An 18995-nucleotide genomic window follows, 5' to 3' on the forward strand; every position below is an offset into this window, starting at 1 on the left:
TAATATTATAACATTAAATAATTATAAAATCTAATTATTTGAGTTCCATATAAAAATGTTACTATTCCTGAAATTGACATAAAAGGTCCAAATGGAATGGGTGTTTTTCTTGTTCCTTTTTTTGTTATCAATACAAATATCGCTGGGAAAAAACCAATTATAAAAGAGAGGAAAAACCAAGGTATTACCTTTGGAAAACCTAAATATAAACCAAAAAGAAAAGATAGTTTAAAATCTCCACCACCCATCCCACCTTTTGAAAGGACAATTATTAGAAAGAAAAGAACTGGAGGTATTATTAATCCTAAAATGTTATTTAAATAATTTTTTTCAAGTATAAAGAAAATAATTCCAAAAAATATTCCAAAAATAAATGGTTCATCTGGAATTTCCATTGTCTGTAAATCTATTACTGATATAACAATTAAAACAGAAGCAAAAATAACAAACTTTAAATAATAAATAGAATAACCAAAAAATAGAAATGAGAGAAGAAATATAAAACCAGATAGAGTTTCAACGATAGGATATGTTATTGAAATCTTTCCACCACAATATCTACATTTTCCTTTTAAAAATATATAAGAAAAAATTGGAATTAAATCAAAAAATGAAAGTTTATGACCACAATTTGGACAAAAACTTCTACCATTAGTAATTCCTATTTTTCTGGGGATTCTATAAATTAAAACATTAAGGAAACTACCAATTGAAGCACCTAAAATGAAATTAAAAATTAAATTAAATATCACCCTCAATATCCTTTTTTAAAATTAAAATTCTTCCACAATTTTCACATTTTAATGAATACGACCCATTTTTTAAACTATTAATTACTCCAACTGGTAAAATAACTCCACATTCACTACATCTTTCATCTTCAACAAGAGACACAAGCCTTCTACCAAATTTTAAGTTTTCCCTTTCATAAAAAGAGAATATCTCTTCTGGTATCTCCTTTATAAGTCTCTCTCTTTTTTTAAATATCTCTTCTCTTTCATTTTTTAATTTTTCAAGTTCAACTTTTACTCTTTCCTCCTCTATTTTATAATTTTCTTCTTTCAACACTATCTCTTTTTGAATTTTTGATAATTTTTCTTTTGTTTTTTCAATAAAATCTTGAATTTCTAAAATATCATCTTCATTTCTCTTCTTTAAACTTTGTAGTCTTCCTAACTCATGATTTATGGATGCTATCTCTTTTTCACTCATCTTTTTTCCACTTGAAAGAGAATCTTTTAACTTTTTATATTTCGAATTTATCTCTTCTATTTCTCCCTCAAGGCTTTTTATTTGAAGTTCTTTTTCCTTAATTACATTATTTAAATTTTTGATATCATCTTTGAGTTTATTTATTTCATTACTAAGATTTTTTAATTTTTTTTCGAGATTATTATTATCAATAAAAAAAATTTTAAGATCAATGCACTGGATTTTATAAAGAAGTGAAGCAAACTTTTTTTCTATTTGCATTAATACCTCATGGTGGGCTCGCTAGGATTCGAACCTAGAACCTAGTGGTTATGAGCCACCCGCTCTACCGTTGAGCTACGAGCCCACTAATAATATTATAGATAAATTTACACACCTTGTCAATTAAGTTATTTAGTTAAAAATTACTTAATTAAACTTCTTAATAAATTTAAAGTTTTTAAATCTTCAATATACATATTATCTCCACCTGGTGTTTCGAGAATCATAGGATGATTTTCAAAATCTTTTGAATTAACTAAAAATTTAAATGGTTCAAGCCCTAAAACTCCTTTTCCTATATTTTCATGTCTATCTACATTTGAACCGCATTCTGTTTTGGAATCATTAAGGTGAAATACAACAAGTTTTTCAACTCCAATTACTTTATCAAAGTGATCTAAAACTTTTTTAAATCCCTTTTCAGTTCTTATATCATAACCAGATTCAAATGTATGTGCAGTATCAAAACATACAAAAACTCTCTCTTTTTCTTTTACTCCATTTATAATGTCTCTCAACTGTTCAAATTTAAAACCTATATTTGTTCCTTGACCTGCAACTGTTTCAAGAGCAATTCCTACATTTTTTACCTTTTTAAAAACCTTATCTATACCTTTAATTATTCTTTCTATTCCCTTTTCAATTCCCTCTCCAAGATGAGAACCTGGATGAATTACTTCAAATGGAATTTTTAATATTTCACATCTTTTAAGATCATCAATTAATGCATCAATCGATTTTTTATAAATTTCTTCATTTGGAGAAGCAAGATTAATAAGATATGAAGAGTGTGCGCAAACTTTTTTTATTTTTGTTTTCTTTAAATTTTCAAAATATTCTTTTACCTCATCCTTACTATACTCTTTTGCGCTCCACTGTCTTTGATTTTTTGTGAATATTTGAATAGCATCACATCCGATTTTTTCTCCATTTAGTGGAGCATTTTTTACTCCTCCAGCAATTGATACATGAGCGCCAAGTAATCCCATAAATAAATTATAGCAATTTAAAATAAGTTGACAAAAGATTAAATTTAAATTATTATATTTTAAAATGAAAAGTATAAAAAAAGAGAGAAAAATATCTAATAAAACACTTGAAAGACTTGCAATTTACTATGAAATTTTAATAACTCTTCCAATTAAAAAAAGATTTATCTCAAGCGAAGAGTTAGGAAAGTTAGCCGGGGTCTCTCCGTCAACTGTAAGACAAGATTTTTTATATTTCAAAGATATAGAAGGAAAAGCAAAAATTGGATATAAGGTTCTTGAATTGAAATCAGCACTTAAAAAGATCTTTAAGTTAAACTCAATTACTCATGCAGTTATTATTGGAGCAGGAAGTTTGGGACAAGCAGTTGCAGGTTATGACTCTTTTAAAAAGAGCAAAATAGTTTTTGATTCATTTTTTGATAATAATCCAAATAAAATTGGGAAACTTGTGAGAGGAATTTTTGTTAGAGATGTTAAATATCTTAAAGATTACCTTAAAGAGAATAAAAAGGTAAAAATTGGGGTTATTTGTGTTCCTCCAAAAGAAGCACAAGGAATTGTAGATATATTAGTTGAAAGTGGAATAAATTCAATTTGGAACTTTTCTCCAACAATTTTAAAAGTTCCTAAAGAGGTAGTAGTTGAATATGAACATATAGGCGTTAGTTTCTATAAATTACTCTATAAAGCAAAAAATCAATGAAAATACCACCAATTAATTTAATAAGAAAAGATTTTGAAAGTTTAAAAGAAAAAGTTAAATTAAAAACATCAAAAGAAGTTTCAGATTTAATTTTAATGCAAACAATTGAAGGTCATGCACACAATGGACATGGTGAATTTTCTGGAAAGAAATTTGTTGATACAACAATGAATGATATTGTTTTTGCACTTGGATTTGATGCATATGCAATAAGAAGTGCAAGACAAAGTTTAATTGATGAAATATATGATTTTGTTGAAAGAGTTATAAATGGTGAGAGTTTAAATAAACTTCAAAATAGAAAAGGCGAATCCATTTTAAGAGTTTCTTTTTTTGATGAGATTGAAATTGATAGTAAAGATGTTCTTTTGGGCCTTTATCTTGGTGGGCTTATGGATGATTATGAAACAAGAAGAGAAGTTGAGAAAGTTTATGGAATAAATATTGGTGGGGGCAAACCATATCTTGTTGATTTTTCACTTTTGGAAAGTTTAGATATTGATGGTGAATATCTTGCACATGAAGAAAATGAAGAGAAAATTGAATACTATAAAGAAATTGGACTTATAATAGATTTTGATGAAAAAAATTATTCAATTTTTCTTGAACATCCTTCAATTAGATTTCAATATATAAGGCATAAAAAAGGTTTAGGTGTTTCAGATGACCTTGCGGTTTTATTTAGTGGAAAACTATATTCAAAATCTGTTGCTCTTGGAGTTTATCTTGCAGATGCAATTGATACTTTAGATAAATATTCACTTAAATTTATGGAGCAAGATTTTGAACTTGCAAAAAAAATTGAGAAAAGCGGAATTTTAAATATAAAAAAAGATGATATTTTTAAATTTATTTATCTTATTACAAATCCAATTAAAGATTATCCAGACTCATCTCAAAGGTACTTTCTTGAAATAAATCAAAAATATAATATAACTTCTATTGAAGCACATTTAATGTTTATTGATGGAATTAATCCTCCTGAATTTGAGATTGCTTTTGAAAGAGTTTCAAATCATAAAGTTTATGAATATGTTATAAATAAACTTAAAAGTGTTTGAAAAAGTTTATGGTCAATATATACCAAAAAGATTTTTAAAAAGAATAATTGAAGAAAAGAAAATTCCTCAAACATTTTTATTTTATGGTAAAGAGGGAATTGGTAAATTTTTATGTGCTAAACTTTTTTCAAATTATTTAAATGGATTAATGGATGATGATATATCAAAAGATACATTTATTATAGAAAAAGAGAAGAGTATAGGAATTGATGAAATAAGGAGACTTAAAGAGTTGAGTTATTTAAATCCTGAAAGAGAATTTAGAGTAAATATTATAAATGATGCTCATCTTTTAACACTTGATGCTTCAAATAGTTTCTTAAAAATTCTTGAAGAACCACCAAAAAGAACCATTTTTATTTTAATTACACATCTTCCTGATATGATCCAAGAAACAATAATTTCAAGATGTTTTAAAATTCACTTTTCTCCACTTAAAAGAGAGGAGATAAAAGAATTTTTAAAAGATAAAGTTAATGATGTTGAAATTCTTGATTTAATCTCAAGAATTTCTGATGGAAGTCTAAAAAGAGCACTTCTTTATCTTAATGAAAAAGAGTTAATAAAAAGAAAAAAAATAATTGGTACTCTAATTAGTTTTTTAAAAAGAGATATAAATTATATTTATGTTTTAAAAGAATTGTTAAATTGTGAAAAAATTGAAGATGTAGTTATTCTTTTTGAAGAAATAATAAAAGATATGATTACCTTAAAAAGGTCAAAAGATGAATCTCAAATAATAAATATAGATTTTTTAAAAGATATATATGAGACACAAATTATATTGGATTTAGATATTTTATTGAAAATTGGAGAACTACTCATTGAGTTTGAGAAGAATTTGCATTATAATATAAATCTAAATTTAATTTTAAGAAAACTTCTTTTGGATATAATAGAGTTAACTGGAGGTTTATATGTATGAGATACATTTATGTGAAACTTATTCACCTTGATAAAAAGATATATTTATGTGAGATTAACGAAGAAATTACTCTTAATAAATATGATAAAGTTGTCATTGAAAGAGATAAAGTTGAAGAAGTTGGAGAGGTAAGAAGTCCTATTTTTGAATCACAAGAGAGAAAAGAAGCAGTTTGTAAATTTATAAGAGTTTTCACAAATGAAGATGAGAAGAGACTAAGAGAAAATTTAAAAGATGAAAATAAAGCATTCGAGATTTGTAAAATTAAAGTTCAAAAACATGGACTACAAATGAATCTTGTTCTTGCTCACTACTCTCTAGATAGAAAAAAGTTAACATTTTACTTTACAGCAGATGGAAGAGTAGATTTTAGAAATCTTGTAAGGGATCTTGCTTCTACTTTCAAAACAAGAATTGAACTTTGGCAAATTGGCCCAAGAGATGAAGTAAAAATTGTTGGAGGAATTGGAGATTGTGGAAGAGAACTTTGTTGCTCAAGATTTTTAACAGAGTTTAAAACAATAACACTTGAAATGGCAAGAAAGCAAAGTTTAAATGTTAATCCACATAAAATTTCTGGTATATGTGGTAGATTGAAATGTTGCTTATATTATGAACTCTGCATATATGAAGAACTTGAGAAAGATTATCCTGAAATAGAAGAAGAGGTTGAAGTTGATGGTAAAAGAGGTAAAGTTTTTTCAATTTCACCATTTAAAGGAACAGTTTATATTGAATTTCCAGATGGAGTTCAAAAAGAATATAAAAAAGAGGAAATTAAGAGGTTGAAATGAAATTTTTAATATATGGTGGGCCTCTCTGGACTCGAACCAGAGACCTCATCCTTATCAGGGATGCGCTCTGACCAACTGAGCTAGAGGCCCATTAATAACAATTATAAAAATTTTTATCTAATTGTCAAGAAGATTTAGAAGGTTCAAATTTATCTTTTATTGAAAAGAAAGAGATTATTTCAAAAATAACTCCAATTAACATTAAAATTATTCCTACTCCAAAAAGAGGGACAAGAATTGCTCCAAGAAAAACAAAGAATCCACTTATTTTAAATTCATCAATTCTAATCTTTTCTGAGAGTTTATCAAAACTTACCTTTTTAAATATTCCACCAAGAATTAAAAGTATCCAAACAATCGCAATTATGAGAAGTAAAATCCATAATTTTCCATCAAGACTTGATAAAAACTCTTTTAATTTAGGACCCATTTCTGGGTAATCTCTAAATAATCTTCTATGAGTAAAAAAGTCAAATCTATATCCAAAATTAAAGAAATCACTATTGAATTTTTCTGGAAGATTTTTAATAATTTTGAACATTGTTAAAAAGCAAGTTCCAATAAGAGTAAAAACTGATAAAAAGAAGAAAATAATCGATGTTAAGTAATTTGTAAAAATTAATTTCTCATTTAACTTATCACTCAATCCCTTTACTGAAATTGCAATTAAAATTAAACCAACAATAGATATTATCCATCCAATTACTGGAATTATAAAAAATAAAGTTAAAATTGCTCCAATTCCTCCTAAAATCTTTTCTTGTTTTAAATCCATAATATACCTCCTTTTATATATATTTATACTATTAAATTCATAGTTTGTTACAAAAATTTAAAACTATATTCTGGCATAAAATTTGCATATTAAAAGTAGGAGGTGAAGATGAATTTGCCTTTAATAGTTTTGATTTTAATAATTCTTTTCGGAGTGATATTTTTTATTGTTGGAATCCTTTTTTCAATTTTTCTTTTCTTTAATTCAAATAAAAACAATTTTGATAATCTTTCTGAAGAAGATAAAGAAAAAATAGATAAAATTATTGAAGAAAAAGAGAAAAAAATTGAATTTAAACATCTTTACTTCCTATAAGGTAAGTGTGTAAATTTTACACACTTTAAAATCTCCATAGAGAACCAATTCCATCATTTAAATCAAGTTCCTTTGCCTCATTTCCATGTAAAATAGTTAATTCACTCTTATACTTTTTACAGAGTTCATGTATATAAAATCTTATATTTTTTAATTCATACTCTTTTGTATTGCAAACAGGACAACTTTCTCTTTCTGTGTAAAAATAACTACAACTTTTACAAATTTTTACTAATCTATTAATATTTTCTGAGATTATCAATTTATCAACTCTTCCATCTTGTAGAATCTTTAGTGTCGAATCAAGACCAACACCGGCAAGATTGCTTGTTGATGCTCTTTCAAAGAGAGTGTTAAGTATTTCTCTCTCTTTATTTTTATTTATTTCTTCTAACTTTTTAATTCCAAGAAGGATAATTTCATTTATTGTTACATTTGATGGAGCATTAAGTTTTAAGAATTTTTGAGAAGGAGGAGGCACATTTAAAAACATATAAATGTTTTCTTCAGCGTCAGAATTAACAAAAATTACTTTTAATTCATCAGAATCTTTTAAGACTTTTTCTTTAAAATCTGATAAGGCTTTTTCAATAAAAAGAGTGTATTTCTCTTCATAAGCATCTTTAAGATCACCTCCGCCAACTGCTCCTATACCTACACCACTTTTTGGTGCAGAGGGAGGCATAATGTGTTTTCTTTTCCAAGTTGAGGTATCAATTTTTGGTTCTTCTTCAAAAATTAATTTTTCCTTGAAAAAAATTACTTTATAAAAAGAAAATTTACTTTCAGTAAAATTTACTATTCCAAAATCTGGATACTCAATTTGAGCCCAATAAAATTGATATAAATTTGGTTTTCCAAAGAAAATTTCATTTCTTAATGGAAATTCATAAAAAAATTCATAAATATTTTTTAGGGATGAAAAAACAAAAAGTGACTTTCCTTTAACTCTCATACCCTCAAGATAGTTCAAAAGATTCTCTTTTGATCTCTCAAAAATTTCTCTTTCCTCTATATTAACTTCATCTTTAACACTCTCTATTAATTTTTTTGTTATATTCAAAATCTCCTTTTTACCGATAGAAGGAGTAATTGAAAGATATAATGAAATTCCAGTATCCTCTTTAATAGAATTTAATTCTTGAAATCTTAAATCATTCATAAAAACCTCCTCCTTAATTTTCTTCCTAATTTAATTTTACCTTATAATTAGTAAAGGAGGTAAATTATGAAAAAGGGAAAGTATAACGGAATAATCACACCACTTATTACTCCATTTAATGGAAAAGGTGAAATTGATTTTAAAGGATTTGAGAGTTTACTTCTTTTTTTAAAAGATAAAGTTGATGGATTTTTTGTAAATGCAACTACTGGAGAATTTACATCACTTTCAATTGATGAAAGAATTGAGGTTTTAAAGTTTGTAAAAAGTGTTGTAAAAGAAGACAAACTAATTTTTTCTCACATAACCTCAACTTCAATTAAAGATATTGAAAAAATCATTAAAGCATCTCATGATTTAAAGGTAAATGCAATAGTTATAACTCCTCCATACTATCTAATTCCTGATAGAGATGGAATTAAAAATTTCTTTTATTTTATTTTAAAAATTTCAAATCTTGATCTATTGATTTACAATATTCCCTCTTGTACAGGATATTCTTTATCAGTTGATATTATAAAAGAAATTGCATTTGAGTGTGAGAGATTAAAGGGGGTTAAAGCAACAATTGATAGTTTAAGTTATATAAAAGATTTAATTTCAATAAAGGAAAAAAGAGAAGATTTTTCAGTTTTAACTGGAGTTGAACTCTATCTTGCACCAACTCTTTTATCGCATGGAGATGGAGGAATTGTTGCTCTTTCAAATTTTGCACCTCTTCTTTTAAAAGAAATTATTTTAAATTTTGAAAACAAAAATTTTGAAAATTTTATTGAATCTCACAGAAAAGTTATGAAACTTTTTGAAATTTATAAATATTCCTCATCATTTGCTAGTGCAATTAAAATTGCTTTAAATCTTTTAGGTTTTCCAATAAGTAAAAAAGTTAGAGTTCCACTAATTGAAGATAGTGAAGAAAAGGTTGAAAAAATAAAAGATATTCTTATTTCTTTAGGTTTAATGTAGTTTTTTCATGGATTTGCACTTGACAAAGAGAGTTCATTTTTGTAATATAATTAAAGACTTTGGGCGGGTAGTTCAGCGGTTAGAACGCCTGTCTTACAAACAGGAGGTCAGAGGTTCGATTCCTCTCTCGCCCACCATTAGTAATAAGGTGCCGAGGTAGCTCAGTTGGTAGAGCAGAGGACTGAAAATCCTCGTGTCGGCGGTTCGATTCCGTCCCTCGGCACCAACCATAAAGACGACAAATCTTCCTCTGGAAGCCTAAAAGTGTAGTATTGTGTCAAATTTTTTTCATCCAAAAAAATGGTATGGATAAAAATTTTTAAGAATTGATTTAGTTTTTCTGGGGGTAGATTTTTTAACTTTTTTTTGAAATTTTCAAAAAAACTATTTAAACTTATCTCTTATTTCTCTCAATAATTCTCTTATTGGTAAATTTTGAGGACATTTTTCTTCACATTCACCACACTCTCTGCAATTTGATGCTCTCTCCTCCTCCTTTAAATATTCATATTCCCAAAAAGCCTCCTTTATGTCTCCATACATAATTAAATTGTTATAAATTTCAAAATTTTCTGGAATATTTACTCCATATGGACAAGGAAGACAATACTTGCATTTTGTACAATCTATTGTTTTTAAATTGAGCCATTCATTTCTTGCCTTGATAATTACTTTTAAATCTTCTTCACTCAATGAATTAGTATTATATTTACTTGCAATTAAAATGTTTTCTTTTACTTGATCCATAGAACTCATTCCACTTAAGACTGTCAAAATTTCTTTTTTGTTAAACAAAAAAGACAAAGCCCACTCTACTGGTGTTCTTTTAATTTTATAACTTTCAAAAACTTTAAGAACAGATGTTGGAGGAGAAGCAAGTTTTCCACCTTTATTTGGCTCCATAATTATGACTTGAATTCCTTTACTATAAGCATAAGAAAGACCTTTCTCTCCTGCTTGATAATTTATATCCATATAATTTAATTGAATTTGGCAAAAATCCCAATCATAATAGTCAATTATATCTTTAAAAACTTCAAATTCATCATGAAATGAAAAACCAAAGAATCTTATTTTTCCCTCTTTTTTCTTTTTTATTAGCCAATCTAAAACACCTAAGTTTTTTACTTTCTCCCATGAATTTTTCCATAATGAGTGAAGAAGATAAAAATCAATATAATTTGTTTTTAATCTATTTAATTGAACATTAAAATAAAAATCAAAATCTTCGTATTTTTCAATTTTCCAAACTGGCATTTTTGTAGCAAGATAAATTTTTTCTCTTACCCCTCTTTTTTCAAAATAATCACCTAAAAAGATCTCACTCATTCCACCATGATATGGATATGCAGTATCAATATAGTTAACTCCATTTTCTATTGCATAATCAAGCATTTCATAACTTTTTTTAATATCAATATCCTCTTCGCTTTCTATTGTTGGGAATCTCATTGCTCCAAATCCAAGTTGAGAGATAAGAATATCTCCTTTAATAAATTTTCTATAAATCATAATTCCTCCTTTAATATTATTACTTCATATGGTGAATAATGTCTTAATGAAGAGATTCTAAAATTTAAAATTCCCTCCTTAAGTTTTCTAAATTCTTTCTTGTTCAATCCCTCAAGAAGATACTTTATAGAAAGAATCATCGTTTCATACCTTCCTTTTTTAAGATTCTTTCTTAAAACTCTTTCATTTTTAATTAAATAGTCATAAAGTTTATTATAATCTATTTCAATTTGATCAAAAGAAAAAATGCAATATGTCCACATTCTTGAAACTTTTTCTAAAACTGTATGAGGTGGTTGCAAGATGAATATATTTTTTGAAAATCTTTCATTGTTTTTAATATAAAAATTCTCTTTTTTTAACAAGTCTATTCCTATTTCAAGAAATTTTTCATAAAAAACTTTCAAATCTTCAACTAAAAAACTATTTATGAAATTTTCTTTTAAAATTCTTTTTCCAAATGGATATTCAAAAATAAAAATATTTTCAAAAGCACCAAAAGGTCTTGGAATGTGAGGAAATGTATAATATTCAAGTGTTATAAAAAAATCTTCAAATTTTTTTATAAGAAAATTTAATAAAAAAGTTTTTATCCCTTTTTCTTTATTTTCAAAAATAACTTTTCCTAAAGGAACAACATGTTTTGTTTCTATTATTCCATCAAAAGATTTAAGTCTATTTGTGATTGAAAGATTAAATTTAATATCTGCCTCTTCAAAAATAATTTTTGAATAAAACTCCTTTTTTTCAAAAGATTTTTTCTCTTTTATCTTTTTTACTTTTAAAACCTTTCCTCTAATTTCTTTAAATCTTTTACCAAATTTTGTTGGAACTTCTTCTATAACTTCCATATGATCCAATGTTGATTTTAAAAAAGGCTCAATTAGTTTTTTTAATTTATTAAAATTTTTTTGATTAAATTTTTTCTCATCACCATTTAAAATTAGATATAAATTTGCAAGATTAATTAATGAGAATCTCTTTTTTCCTAAAAATTTAATCAAATCCTTTTTGTTTCTTTTAAAATAATCATTTATTTTAAAATAATCAAATTTTATGCTTTTAACACCAAAATCAATTCTCTTCCATAAATTAGAGATAACATTTGGCAAAATTGAAATTTCAGGTTCTTCAATTATTAAATTTTTAACATAATTTGAAGTTGGTTCTACTATATCTTGAAAAATATAAATTCCGGCTTCATGAAAACATCTTCTTGCTTCATCTTCATCTAAAAGTTTCACAGGAAGGTAGGTAAAAAGTTCCTCATCAAAATAAAGTGGGTAATAACCTTCAAGACCCCATACAAATTCGTAATAATATCCAAATGTATCAAATCCAAGAAGCCTTGGAATATGAGGAAATTTATATAATTCTTTTCTTAAAAAATAATCATCTAACTTTTTAGCAATAAGATGTCTTAAAAATTCTGAAAAAGATTTTTTAAAAAGAAGTTCTTTGCTTATAATATCTCCCTTATGGAGTACTCTATAACTTGTTAGAAAATCTCTTTTTGTGTAAAAATTTTTTTCAAAAAAAGGAAAAGATCTTCTAAGTTCAAGATAAACAGTTGCTTCACCTCCATGCCCAATTTCTGTTATCCTTTGAACTTTTTCATCCATATTTAAATTATATAATGCTATAATTAAAAAGATGGATATAATTTATTATAATATTTTAAATAGTGTTAGAGAAATAACACTAGAATTATTAAAATCACAAATAACTCCAGATAAAATTTTATTTGCATTGAGAAAAGTTGGAGAAGGAGGAAATTTTGATAGAGCAATCTTTTTTGAAAAAGAAGATGATGTTTTTAATAAAAAATATGAATGGATAAGAGATGATTCAATTGAAAAGCATGATGATAAAATTAAATTTGATAAAAATGAAATTGAGTTATTAAAAAAAGATGAAACATTAAATTTTAAAAATTGTGTAATTTTTCCTTTATTTATAAAGGACAATTTAATTGGAGTTATAAAATTTGAAATTTTGAAAGAAAAAAGAGAAATTTCTCCTTTTGATATTTATGCTCTTAAAGGAGGAATTGAAGTAATTGAAGCATCTCTTGAAAGAGAGGAACTTATCAAAAATTTAAAAAACCAGAAAGAGTTTCTTGAAAAAGTTGTAAATAATGTAAAAGAATTAATAACAATTCAAGATAAAGATTTAACAATTCTTTTTGCAAATAAATCTGCTGGTGATTCAGTTAATAAAGATCCAACTGAATTAATTGGAAAAAGGTGTTTTGAAATATGGCATAAAAGAGAGGTTCCTTGTATAAATTGTCCTGTTCAAAAAGCATTTATGACAAAAAGATATGAAGAAGGTGAGATAGAAACACCAGACGGAAGGGTTTGGTTTATTAAAGGTATCCCTCTTATAGATAATAATGGAGAGGTCCAATATGTTGTTGAGTCAACAATTGAGATAACTAAAGAAAAAGAATATATAAGAAAATTAAGAGAAAGTGAGGAAAGGTATGAAAAAATTTTAAATTCAACAAATGTTGGATTTTCAATTTTAGATAAAGAGGGTAAATATATTTATGTTAATAAAAAAAGAGCAGAAATACTTGGTTATAAAGAGGGTGAACTTTTAAACAAAAAATTTGAAGAAATAGTTCATCCAGAGGATGTTAACAAAGATAAAGAACTTTATCAAAAACTTGTAAATGGTGAAATTGATAGTTATACAGTTGATTTAAGATTTATAAGAAAGGATGGGAATATTGCTTACAATAGAGTTTATGTTGCAAGAGTTAATGATGAAAAAGGAAATTTTTTATATACTGTAAATGCAATAGTTGATATTACAAAAGAAGTTCAATATTCAATTGATTTGAAAGAGAAAGAAGAAATTTTTAAAGGAATTTTTGACCAATTTTCTATTGGAGTTAATTTGATTGATACTAATGGAAAAGTGATTTCAAGTAATGAAGCATTGCAAAAAATGTTAGGTTATTCAATTGATGAGTTAAGAAACCTCACATTCAAAGATTATTCTCATAAAGAAGAATTAGAAAAAAATATTGAACTCTTTGAAAGTGCAAAAAGAGGAGAGATAGAAGGGTATACACTTGAAAAAAGATTTATAAGAAAAGATGGAAGTGTTTTTTGGGGGAAAATTACATCAAATCCAATAAAAGATGAGAATGGTAAAATCAAATATTTTATAACTCTTGTAGAAGATATTGATGATAGAGTAAGATATTATGAAAATCTTAAAATAGAAGAAAATAGATTAAGAGCAATTATAGATGTCATTCCAGATCTTATCTTTATATTTGATAAAAATGGAAATTTTTTGAATTATCACGGAGATTTAAGAAAACTTTTATTAAAACCAGAGGATTTCCTTGGAAAAAATATATCTCAAATTTTTAACAAAGAGATTGCAGAAAGAGCAATTTCTTCAATTAAAAAAGCATTAAAAGAAAATATAATCCCGTCATTTATATATGAACTTCCTTGTCCTTATAATAGAGATGAAATTTGTTTTTATGAAGCAAGATTCGTAAAACTTGATAAAGATAAAGTTCTTGCTTTAATAAGAGATGTTTCTGAATCAATAAGAAACTTTAATCTATTAAAGAAAAAAGAAGAGGAATTGAATAAATCTTTTTATCAAACTATAAATCTTCTATCAAAAATTGTTGAAATGAAAGAACCTTTTACTGCAGGACATCAAAAAAGAACATCTGAATATGCTGTTTTAATTGCAAAAGAGATGGATCTTTCAAATTTTAAAATTGAAAGTGTAAAGATTGCTGGACTTGTTCATGATATTGGTAAAATTGAACTTCCAATTGAAATTTTAAATAAACCAACAAAACTTTCACCAATAGATTGGGATTTTGTTAAAAAACATCCTGAAATTGGTTATGAAATTTTAAAAGAGATAGATTTTCCATGGAATATAAAAGATATTGTTCTCCAACATCATGAGAGGATTGATGGAAGTGGATATCCATTGGGCTTAAAAGATGACGAAATCTTAATTGAAGCAAGGATAATATCTGTTGCAGATAGTATAGAAGCAATGAGTTCACATAGACCATATAGACCAAGATTATCAAGGGAAGAAATAATAAATGAATTAATAAAATATAAAGGGTCATATTATGACCATCAAGTTGTAGATATTGCTTTAAAATTAATTGAAGAGGGAAAAATTAATATTTAAAAATGTTTAATATCTCTATTGGTTCATATAAAATATAATCTGCATTTAATTTTTTTAACTCTTCTTTCTCTCCAATTCCTCCCCACAAAACAATAGCTACTTTTGTGTTTAAATTTTTGGCAAATTGAAAATCTATTTCGCTATCACCAATTACTAAAACCTCATGAGGCCTTAAATTTTCCTCTCTAATTATAATTTCCATAAGTTTTGCATCTGGTTTTTTCAAATTATATGTGTCCCTTCCAATAACTTTATTAAAATATTTTTCAAAACCAAATTTTTTTAAAATGATTTTCGCACTATTTTCGTCTTTATTTGTAACAATATAAATTTTAAATTTATCCTTTAACACTTTTAAAACACATTCAATTCCATCAAATGGTTTTACAGATTTTGTAGCCTCTTCGTTATAAATTTCTAAAAATCTTTCAATGTTATATTTGTTGAAATCCTTTTCGCCTAATTCTTCTAAACTCCTTTTTAATAAATAGTCTGAACCATTCCCAATAAATTTAAAGATTTTCTCTTCTGGAAGTTCTCTAAAACCAAGTTCTTTTAAATATATATTTACACTTCTTGCAATATCATATTTTGTATCAAAAAGTGTTCCATCAAAATCAAAAATTATGAGTTTAATCATAATTTTTGTAATCTCTAAAATAAAGATAATCTATTCCAACAGTTCTATCTGATATTTTTGGAATTGGAGGAAGTCTTCTTTTGAAATGGGAGTTAATGACCATTTTTTTAACTTTCTTTACTTTCTCAATATCAAAACCCTCTTTAACTATATCTTGAATTTTCATTCTTTTATCTACTAAAAGATAAAGAATTTGATCTAACTCATTATATGTAATTCCCATCTCACCCTCATCAGTCTGTCCTTCCCAAAGTTCAGCAGAGGGAACTTTTTTAAGAACGTAATCTGGAACTCCAACAAATTTTGCTAACTCCCAAACTTGTGTTTTATAAAGATCCCCAATCGGAAGAATTGATGCTGCCATATCTCCATACCAAGTTGAATAACCAACAAGAAGTTCACTTTTATTGGAACAACCAATAACAAATCCATTTTCTCTTTTTGATATATCAAAAACAATAGCCATTCTCACTCTTGCCATAAAATTACCTTTCCTTATCTTATCGACATCTTCTTTAAAATAAGAATCAACTATATTTTTTATATCAATTATTTCTAAGGGCACTCCAAGTTCACTTGCAATTTTAATTGAATCTTCTTTCCCTTTTTCTCCTAATTTACCATATGGCATATTCACTAAAACTAAATTTTCTTTTCCAAGAGAAAGGGTCGAAAGAAAACTAACTAAAGTTGAATCAATACCACTACTTATTGCAATAATCCCTTTCTTGAGACCGATTTTTTCACTTTCTTCTTTAATAAAAGAAATTATTAAATCTCTTGTAAATGGCAAATTAATCTTTAAACTCACCATCTTTTATCTCCTTTAAATTTTCAAAAATTAAATTGATATCTTCTTCTCTTTTTAAAGGTAAATTATATATATCTCTTTTTATATTTTCAAAATCAATCTCAACAGTTTCAAGACTCTCTTTTATTAAAGGTAAACTTAATATTTTTTTTCCTGATGAATCAAAAACCATTGAACCACCCATAAATGAGATCCCCTCTTCAAATCCAACTCTATTAACAAAAACAATAAAATATTGAAATCTTTGTGAATAAATTGATAAAAGGCGTTCTGTTGATTCATAAATTGAAATGCTTTCTTCTCTATAACCACCTCTTACTGGAATTGCAGATACAAGGATTAATAAATGTATGTTTTGTAAATAATATAAAAAGGGAAGAGAAGGATGAAAGAAGTCTCTACAAATTAAAGTTCCAAATTTTCCGAAAGAGGTTTCAAATGCTTTTACTTTTTTTCCTCTTCCAAAAAATTTTAAATCTTCAAACATTCCATGATTTGGTGGATATATTTTTCTGTGATTATTTAAAATCTTTCCTTTTGATAAATATATTTGTGAAATATAAGTTATATCATCTTCACCCAATTCTGGATAACCAAGAGAAATGTCGATTTTATTTGATTCTTCTTTAAAAATTTCAAAAATTTCTTCTTTTTTCATAGATACTTCAAGTGCTCCATCAAGAAGGTAATATCCAGATATTGAAAGTTCAGGAAAAACTATAAGATCACTTTTATTCTCAATTGCTTTCTTAATAAAAAATTTATGTTTATCTATATTTTCTTTTATACCTCCAAGGTTTGTGTTAATTTGAGCAAGAGATACTCTCATATATTTTCCTCCTTAAAAAATTTTAATTTTGATAAATAGAAAGTCAAAGGTAAACCTATTAAATATGTTGATAGTGTTTCGCCTAAAATTATAGATAGTGAGATAGAAAGATATAATTTTAAAGGAAATAGATTTAATGATGGTTTTTCCATTGAGAGAAGTGTTATATAAAAAGAAACTCCAAAGCCATTTAATAAAATTGGCGGAATTGGTGCTAAAAAAAGTTTTTTTGTTCTCCTTAAAAGATATGTAAGATATGCTGCAATTAAAGTTAAAATAGAACCAAAAATTATATCAATAATTCCAAATGGAGAGAAAAAGTTTGCAATAAAACATCCAACAAAAAGCCCCCATATTGCCTCTTTTGTTAAAAATGGTAAAAGAGTTAAACTTTCTGAAATTCTAATTTGAAATGCTTTAAAACTAATTGGAGCAAAAAGAACAGTTAAAGCAAAATATAATGCACCAATTAATGCTCCTCTAATTAGATTCTTTATTTTCATCTCTCCTCTTTCTTTTTAAAAATGAAAATATACTTTTTTTATCTTCTTTTTTCTCCTCACTCTCTTTTTGTATCTCCTCTTTTGGTTTCTCAGTTTCTGTTTTTTCTTCTAATCTCTCTTTAATTTTTCCCTCAAGTTCATCTTTTTTCTTTTTCAGTTCTTCTATCTCATTCTCTTTCCTTTTAATATCTTCCATAAGAATAGTTATTTTTCTATCGAGATTTTTTACTTTTGTTTTTAAAAAAATTATTTTTGGCAAATGGTATAGCCATACAATAACTCCACCAACAAGAAGCACGCCAATAATTACAAAACCGACAGGAATAGGTGTTGGAGTTTCCCACCTCAAAAATTTTATAGTAACAGGTGTTGTTCCATTTTGAAATAGAAAAATAAGAGTGAGGATAAAAAGAATAAGATAAATTATAGTTCTTATCATTTTCACCTCCTATAAAAATTTTATCAAGTTAATTTATTATATCAAATCTGAAACCTATTTTTATTTTTATAATCTAATGTTATAGTATAATTTAAAAGATGAGTGAACAAAAGATTATTGCAACAAACAAAAAAGCAATGCAAACATTGGATATTGAAGAAAAGATTGAAGCAGGAATTTCTCTTTTAGGAAGTGAGGTAAAATCTATTAAAGAAGGAAGAGTTAGTTTTAAAGATTCATATGTTAAATTTCAAAATGGTGAAGCATATATTGTAAATTTAGATGTTGGTCCTTATCCAAATGCTTCAATTAGAAATCATGATAGAATGAGAAAAAGAAAACTTTTACTTCATAAAAATCAGATATTTAGATTAATGGGAAAAGTAACTGAAAGAGGCTACACTGTTGTTCCATTACAGATATATTTAAATGAGAAAGGTTTAATTAAAGTATTAATTGGTTTAGGAAAAGGAAAGAAACTTTATGATAAAAGAAGAGAGATAAAAGAAAGAGAACTTAAAAGGAGGATAGAGAGAGAAATTAAATATGGTTATTAAAAAGGCTCTTTTAATTTTTTTATTGTCTCTTTTTTTAATACCATTTTCTTTTGTAAAATCTCAGATTAAAGAAGTTATCATCACCCCTCCAACAAATATAAGAACAGGCCCAGGTCTTAACTACGATATTCTCACAACAATAACAGAAAGAATGGTTCTTAAAGTTCTTTCTGAAGCAAAAGATTCAGATGGAAGAGTTTGGTATAAGGTGAAGATAGAAAAAATTGGAAAAGAGGGTTTTGTTGCCTCTTGGGTTGTTGAAGTTAGAACAATTGAAGAGAAACCAGTCGAAAACAAAGAAGTTATCATCACCCCTCCAACAAATATAAGAACAGGCCCAGGTCTTAACT

Annotated in this window: 21 protein-coding genes and 4 tRNA genes; 11 read left to right on the top strand and 14 right to left on the bottom strand. The window is 26.2% G+C overall.

The genetic code is table 11. The features are described 5' to 3' along the window. Positions 1-5 precede the first annotated feature (5 nt). From QMD25_03010 to QMD25_03025, 4 genes are all read right to left on the bottom strand, one after another. Positions 6-752 carry a prepilin peptidase gene (locus QMD25_03010; GenBank protein ID MDI6860972.1) on the bottom strand — a complete coding sequence of 249 codons (747 nt, stop codon included), beginning with the start codon at positions 750-752 and terminating at the stop codon, positions 6-8. After that, positions 742-1473, bottom strand: coding sequence for a hypothetical protein (locus QMD25_03015; GenBank protein ID MDI6860973.1), 732 nt, complete (start codon positions 1471-1473; stop codon positions 742-744). The genes QMD25_03010 and QMD25_03015 overlap by 11 nt, the downstream gene beginning before the upstream one ends. 10 nt (positions 1474-1483) lie before the next feature. After that, positions 1484-1558 (bottom strand) — tRNA-Ile (locus QMD25_03020). Positions 1559-1616: 58 nt separating this feature from the next. Continuing rightward, positions 1617-2462 (bottom strand): deoxyribonuclease IV, encoded by an 846-nt coding sequence (locus tag QMD25_03025; GenBank protein MDI6860974.1) that lies wholly within the window; start codon positions 2460-2462, stop codon positions 1617-1619. Positions 2463-2526: 64 nt separating this feature from the next. Here QMD25_03025 and QMD25_03030 point away from each other — a divergent pair, with 64 nt between their 5' ends. From QMD25_03030 to ricT, 4 genes are read left to right on the top strand one after another with little or no spacing between them, the layout of a single operon-like run. After that, positions 2527-3168, top strand: coding sequence for a redox-sensing transcriptional repressor Rex (locus QMD25_03030; GenBank protein MDI6860975.1), 642 nt, complete (start codon positions 2527-2529; stop codon positions 3166-3168). Then, positions 3165-4229, top strand: coding sequence for a hypothetical protein (locus QMD25_03035; protein ID MDI6860976.1), 1065 nt, complete (start codon positions 3165-3167; stop codon positions 4227-4229). The genes QMD25_03030 and QMD25_03035 overlap by 4 nt, the downstream gene beginning before the upstream one ends. Then, on the top strand, positions 4222-5154 hold the full coding sequence (locus tag QMD25_03040; GenBank protein MDI6860977.1) for a hypothetical protein: 933 nt from the start codon (positions 4222-4224) through the stop codon (positions 5152-5154). The genes QMD25_03035 and QMD25_03040 overlap by 8 nt, the downstream gene beginning before the upstream one ends. Then, positions 5151-5948 carry a regulatory iron-sulfur-containing complex subunit RicT gene (gene ricT, locus QMD25_03045; protein MDI6860978.1) on the top strand — a complete coding sequence of 266 codons (798 nt, stop codon included), beginning with the start codon at positions 5151-5153 and terminating at the stop codon, positions 5946-5948. Before QMD25_03040 ends, ricT begins: the two co-directional genes overlap by 4 nt. A gap of 13 nt (positions 5949-5961) precedes the next feature. Here the strand turns inward: ricT and QMD25_03050 are convergent. Both QMD25_03050 and QMD25_03055 read right to left on the bottom strand, forming a co-directional pair. Then, positions 5962-6038: transfer RNA gene (locus tag QMD25_03050), tRNA-Ile, on the bottom strand. 34 nt (positions 6039-6072) lie between these two features. Further along, positions 6073-6723, bottom strand: a complete 651-nt coding sequence (locus QMD25_03055; GenBank protein MDI6860979.1) for a DUF996 domain-containing protein — start codon at positions 6721-6723, stop codon at positions 6073-6075. 108 nt (positions 6724-6831) lie between these two features. Between QMD25_03055 and QMD25_03060 the strand changes: the two genes are divergently transcribed. Continuing rightward, entirely contained in the window at positions 6832-7038 is a 207-nt protein-coding gene (locus QMD25_03060) for a hypothetical protein (GenBank protein MDI6860980.1), read from the top strand. Positions 7039-7063: 25 nt separating this feature from the next. On the opposite strand, the gene QMD25_03065 is transcribed toward QMD25_03060, so the two are convergent. Continuing rightward, positions 7064-8200 (bottom strand): hypothetical protein, encoded by a 1137-nt coding sequence (locus QMD25_03065; protein ID MDI6860981.1) that lies wholly within the window; start codon positions 8198-8200, stop codon positions 7064-7066. A 66-nt stretch (positions 8201-8266) separates the two neighbouring features. Between QMD25_03065 and QMD25_03070 the strand changes: the two genes are divergently transcribed. The 3 genes from QMD25_03070 (at position 8267) to QMD25_03080 (ending at position 9392) form a co-directional block, all read left to right on the top strand. Then, complete coding sequence (locus QMD25_03070; protein ID MDI6860982.1) at positions 8267-9166, top strand: dihydrodipicolinate synthase family protein; 900 nt, start codon at positions 8267-8269, stop codon at positions 9164-9166. Positions 9167-9227: 61 nt separating this feature from the next. Further along, positions 9228-9303: transfer RNA gene (locus QMD25_03075), tRNA-Val, on the top strand. Between the two features lie 13 nt (positions 9304-9316). Beyond that, a tRNA-Phe gene (locus QMD25_03080) sits at positions 9317-9392 on the top strand. A gap of 158 nt (positions 9393-9550) precedes the next feature. Here QMD25_03080 and QMD25_03085 read toward each other — a convergent pair. Together QMD25_03085 and QMD25_03090 are read right to left on the bottom strand one after the other, a co-directional pair. Then, positions 9551-10678 (bottom strand): aldo/keto reductase, encoded by a 1128-nt coding sequence (locus tag QMD25_03085; GenBank protein MDI6860983.1) that lies wholly within the window; start codon positions 10676-10678, stop codon positions 9551-9553. Then, on the bottom strand, positions 10675-12300 hold the full coding sequence (locus tag QMD25_03090) for a hypothetical protein (protein MDI6860984.1): 1626 nt from the start codon (positions 12298-12300) through the stop codon (positions 10675-10677). Before QMD25_03090 ends, QMD25_03085 begins: the two co-directional genes overlap by 4 nt. Before the next feature lie 31 nt (positions 12301-12331). Here QMD25_03090 and QMD25_03095 point away from each other — a divergent pair, with 31 nt between their 5' ends. Then, a complete protein-coding gene (locus QMD25_03095) occupies positions 12332-14866 on the top strand; it encodes a PAS domain S-box protein (protein MDI6860985.1) in 2535 nt (844 codons plus the stop codon). Here QMD25_03095 and QMD25_03100 read toward each other — a convergent pair. The 5 genes from QMD25_03100 to QMD25_03120 are packed head-to-tail and all read right to left on the bottom strand — an operon-like array spanning position 14856 to position 18088. Further along, positions 14856-15506, bottom strand: coding sequence for an HAD family hydrolase (locus QMD25_03100; GenBank protein MDI6860986.1), 651 nt, complete (start codon positions 15504-15506; stop codon positions 14856-14858). The genes QMD25_03095 and QMD25_03100 overlap by 11 nt on opposite strands. Beyond that, the gene (locus QMD25_03105; protein ID MDI6860987.1) at positions 15499-16320 is read right to left on the bottom strand and encodes an NAD+ synthase; all 822 of its coding nucleotides are present in this window, start codon (positions 16318-16320) and stop codon (positions 15499-15501) included. Before QMD25_03105 ends, QMD25_03100 begins: the two co-directional genes overlap by 8 nt. After that, positions 16301-17146, bottom strand: coding sequence for a nitrilase-related carbon-nitrogen hydrolase (locus QMD25_03110; protein MDI6860988.1), 846 nt, complete (start codon positions 17144-17146; stop codon positions 16301-16303). The genes QMD25_03105 and QMD25_03110 overlap by 20 nt, the downstream gene beginning before the upstream one ends. Further along, positions 17143-17649: a QueT transporter family protein gene (locus tag QMD25_03115; protein ID MDI6860989.1), complete on the bottom strand. Its 507-nt coding sequence runs from the start codon at positions 17647-17649 to the stop codon at positions 17143-17145. The genes QMD25_03110 and QMD25_03115 overlap by 4 nt, the downstream gene beginning before the upstream one ends. Further along, positions 17627-18088, bottom strand: coding sequence for a LapA family protein (locus QMD25_03120; protein MDI6860990.1), 462 nt, complete (start codon positions 18086-18088; stop codon positions 17627-17629). The genes QMD25_03115 and QMD25_03120 overlap by 23 nt, the downstream gene beginning before the upstream one ends. Before the next feature lie 98 nt (positions 18089-18186). On the opposite strand from QMD25_03120, the gene smpB reads away from it, so the two are divergent. Both smpB and QMD25_03130 read left to right on the top strand, forming a co-directional pair. Next, entirely contained in the window at positions 18187-18645 is a 459-nt protein-coding gene (gene smpB / locus QMD25_03125) for an SsrA-binding protein SmpB (GenBank protein ID MDI6860991.1), read from the top strand. After that, a partial coding sequence (locus QMD25_03130) for an SH3 domain-containing protein (GenBank protein ID MDI6860992.1) occupies positions 18635-18995 on the top strand: 361 nt, incomplete at its 3' end. The genes smpB and QMD25_03130, both read left to right, overlap by 11 nt.

It is taken from the genome of Caldisericia bacterium (genome assembly GCA_030018355.1).
Taxonomy (GTDB): domain Bacteria; phylum Caldisericota; class Caldisericia; order B22-G15; family B22-G15; genus JAAYUH01.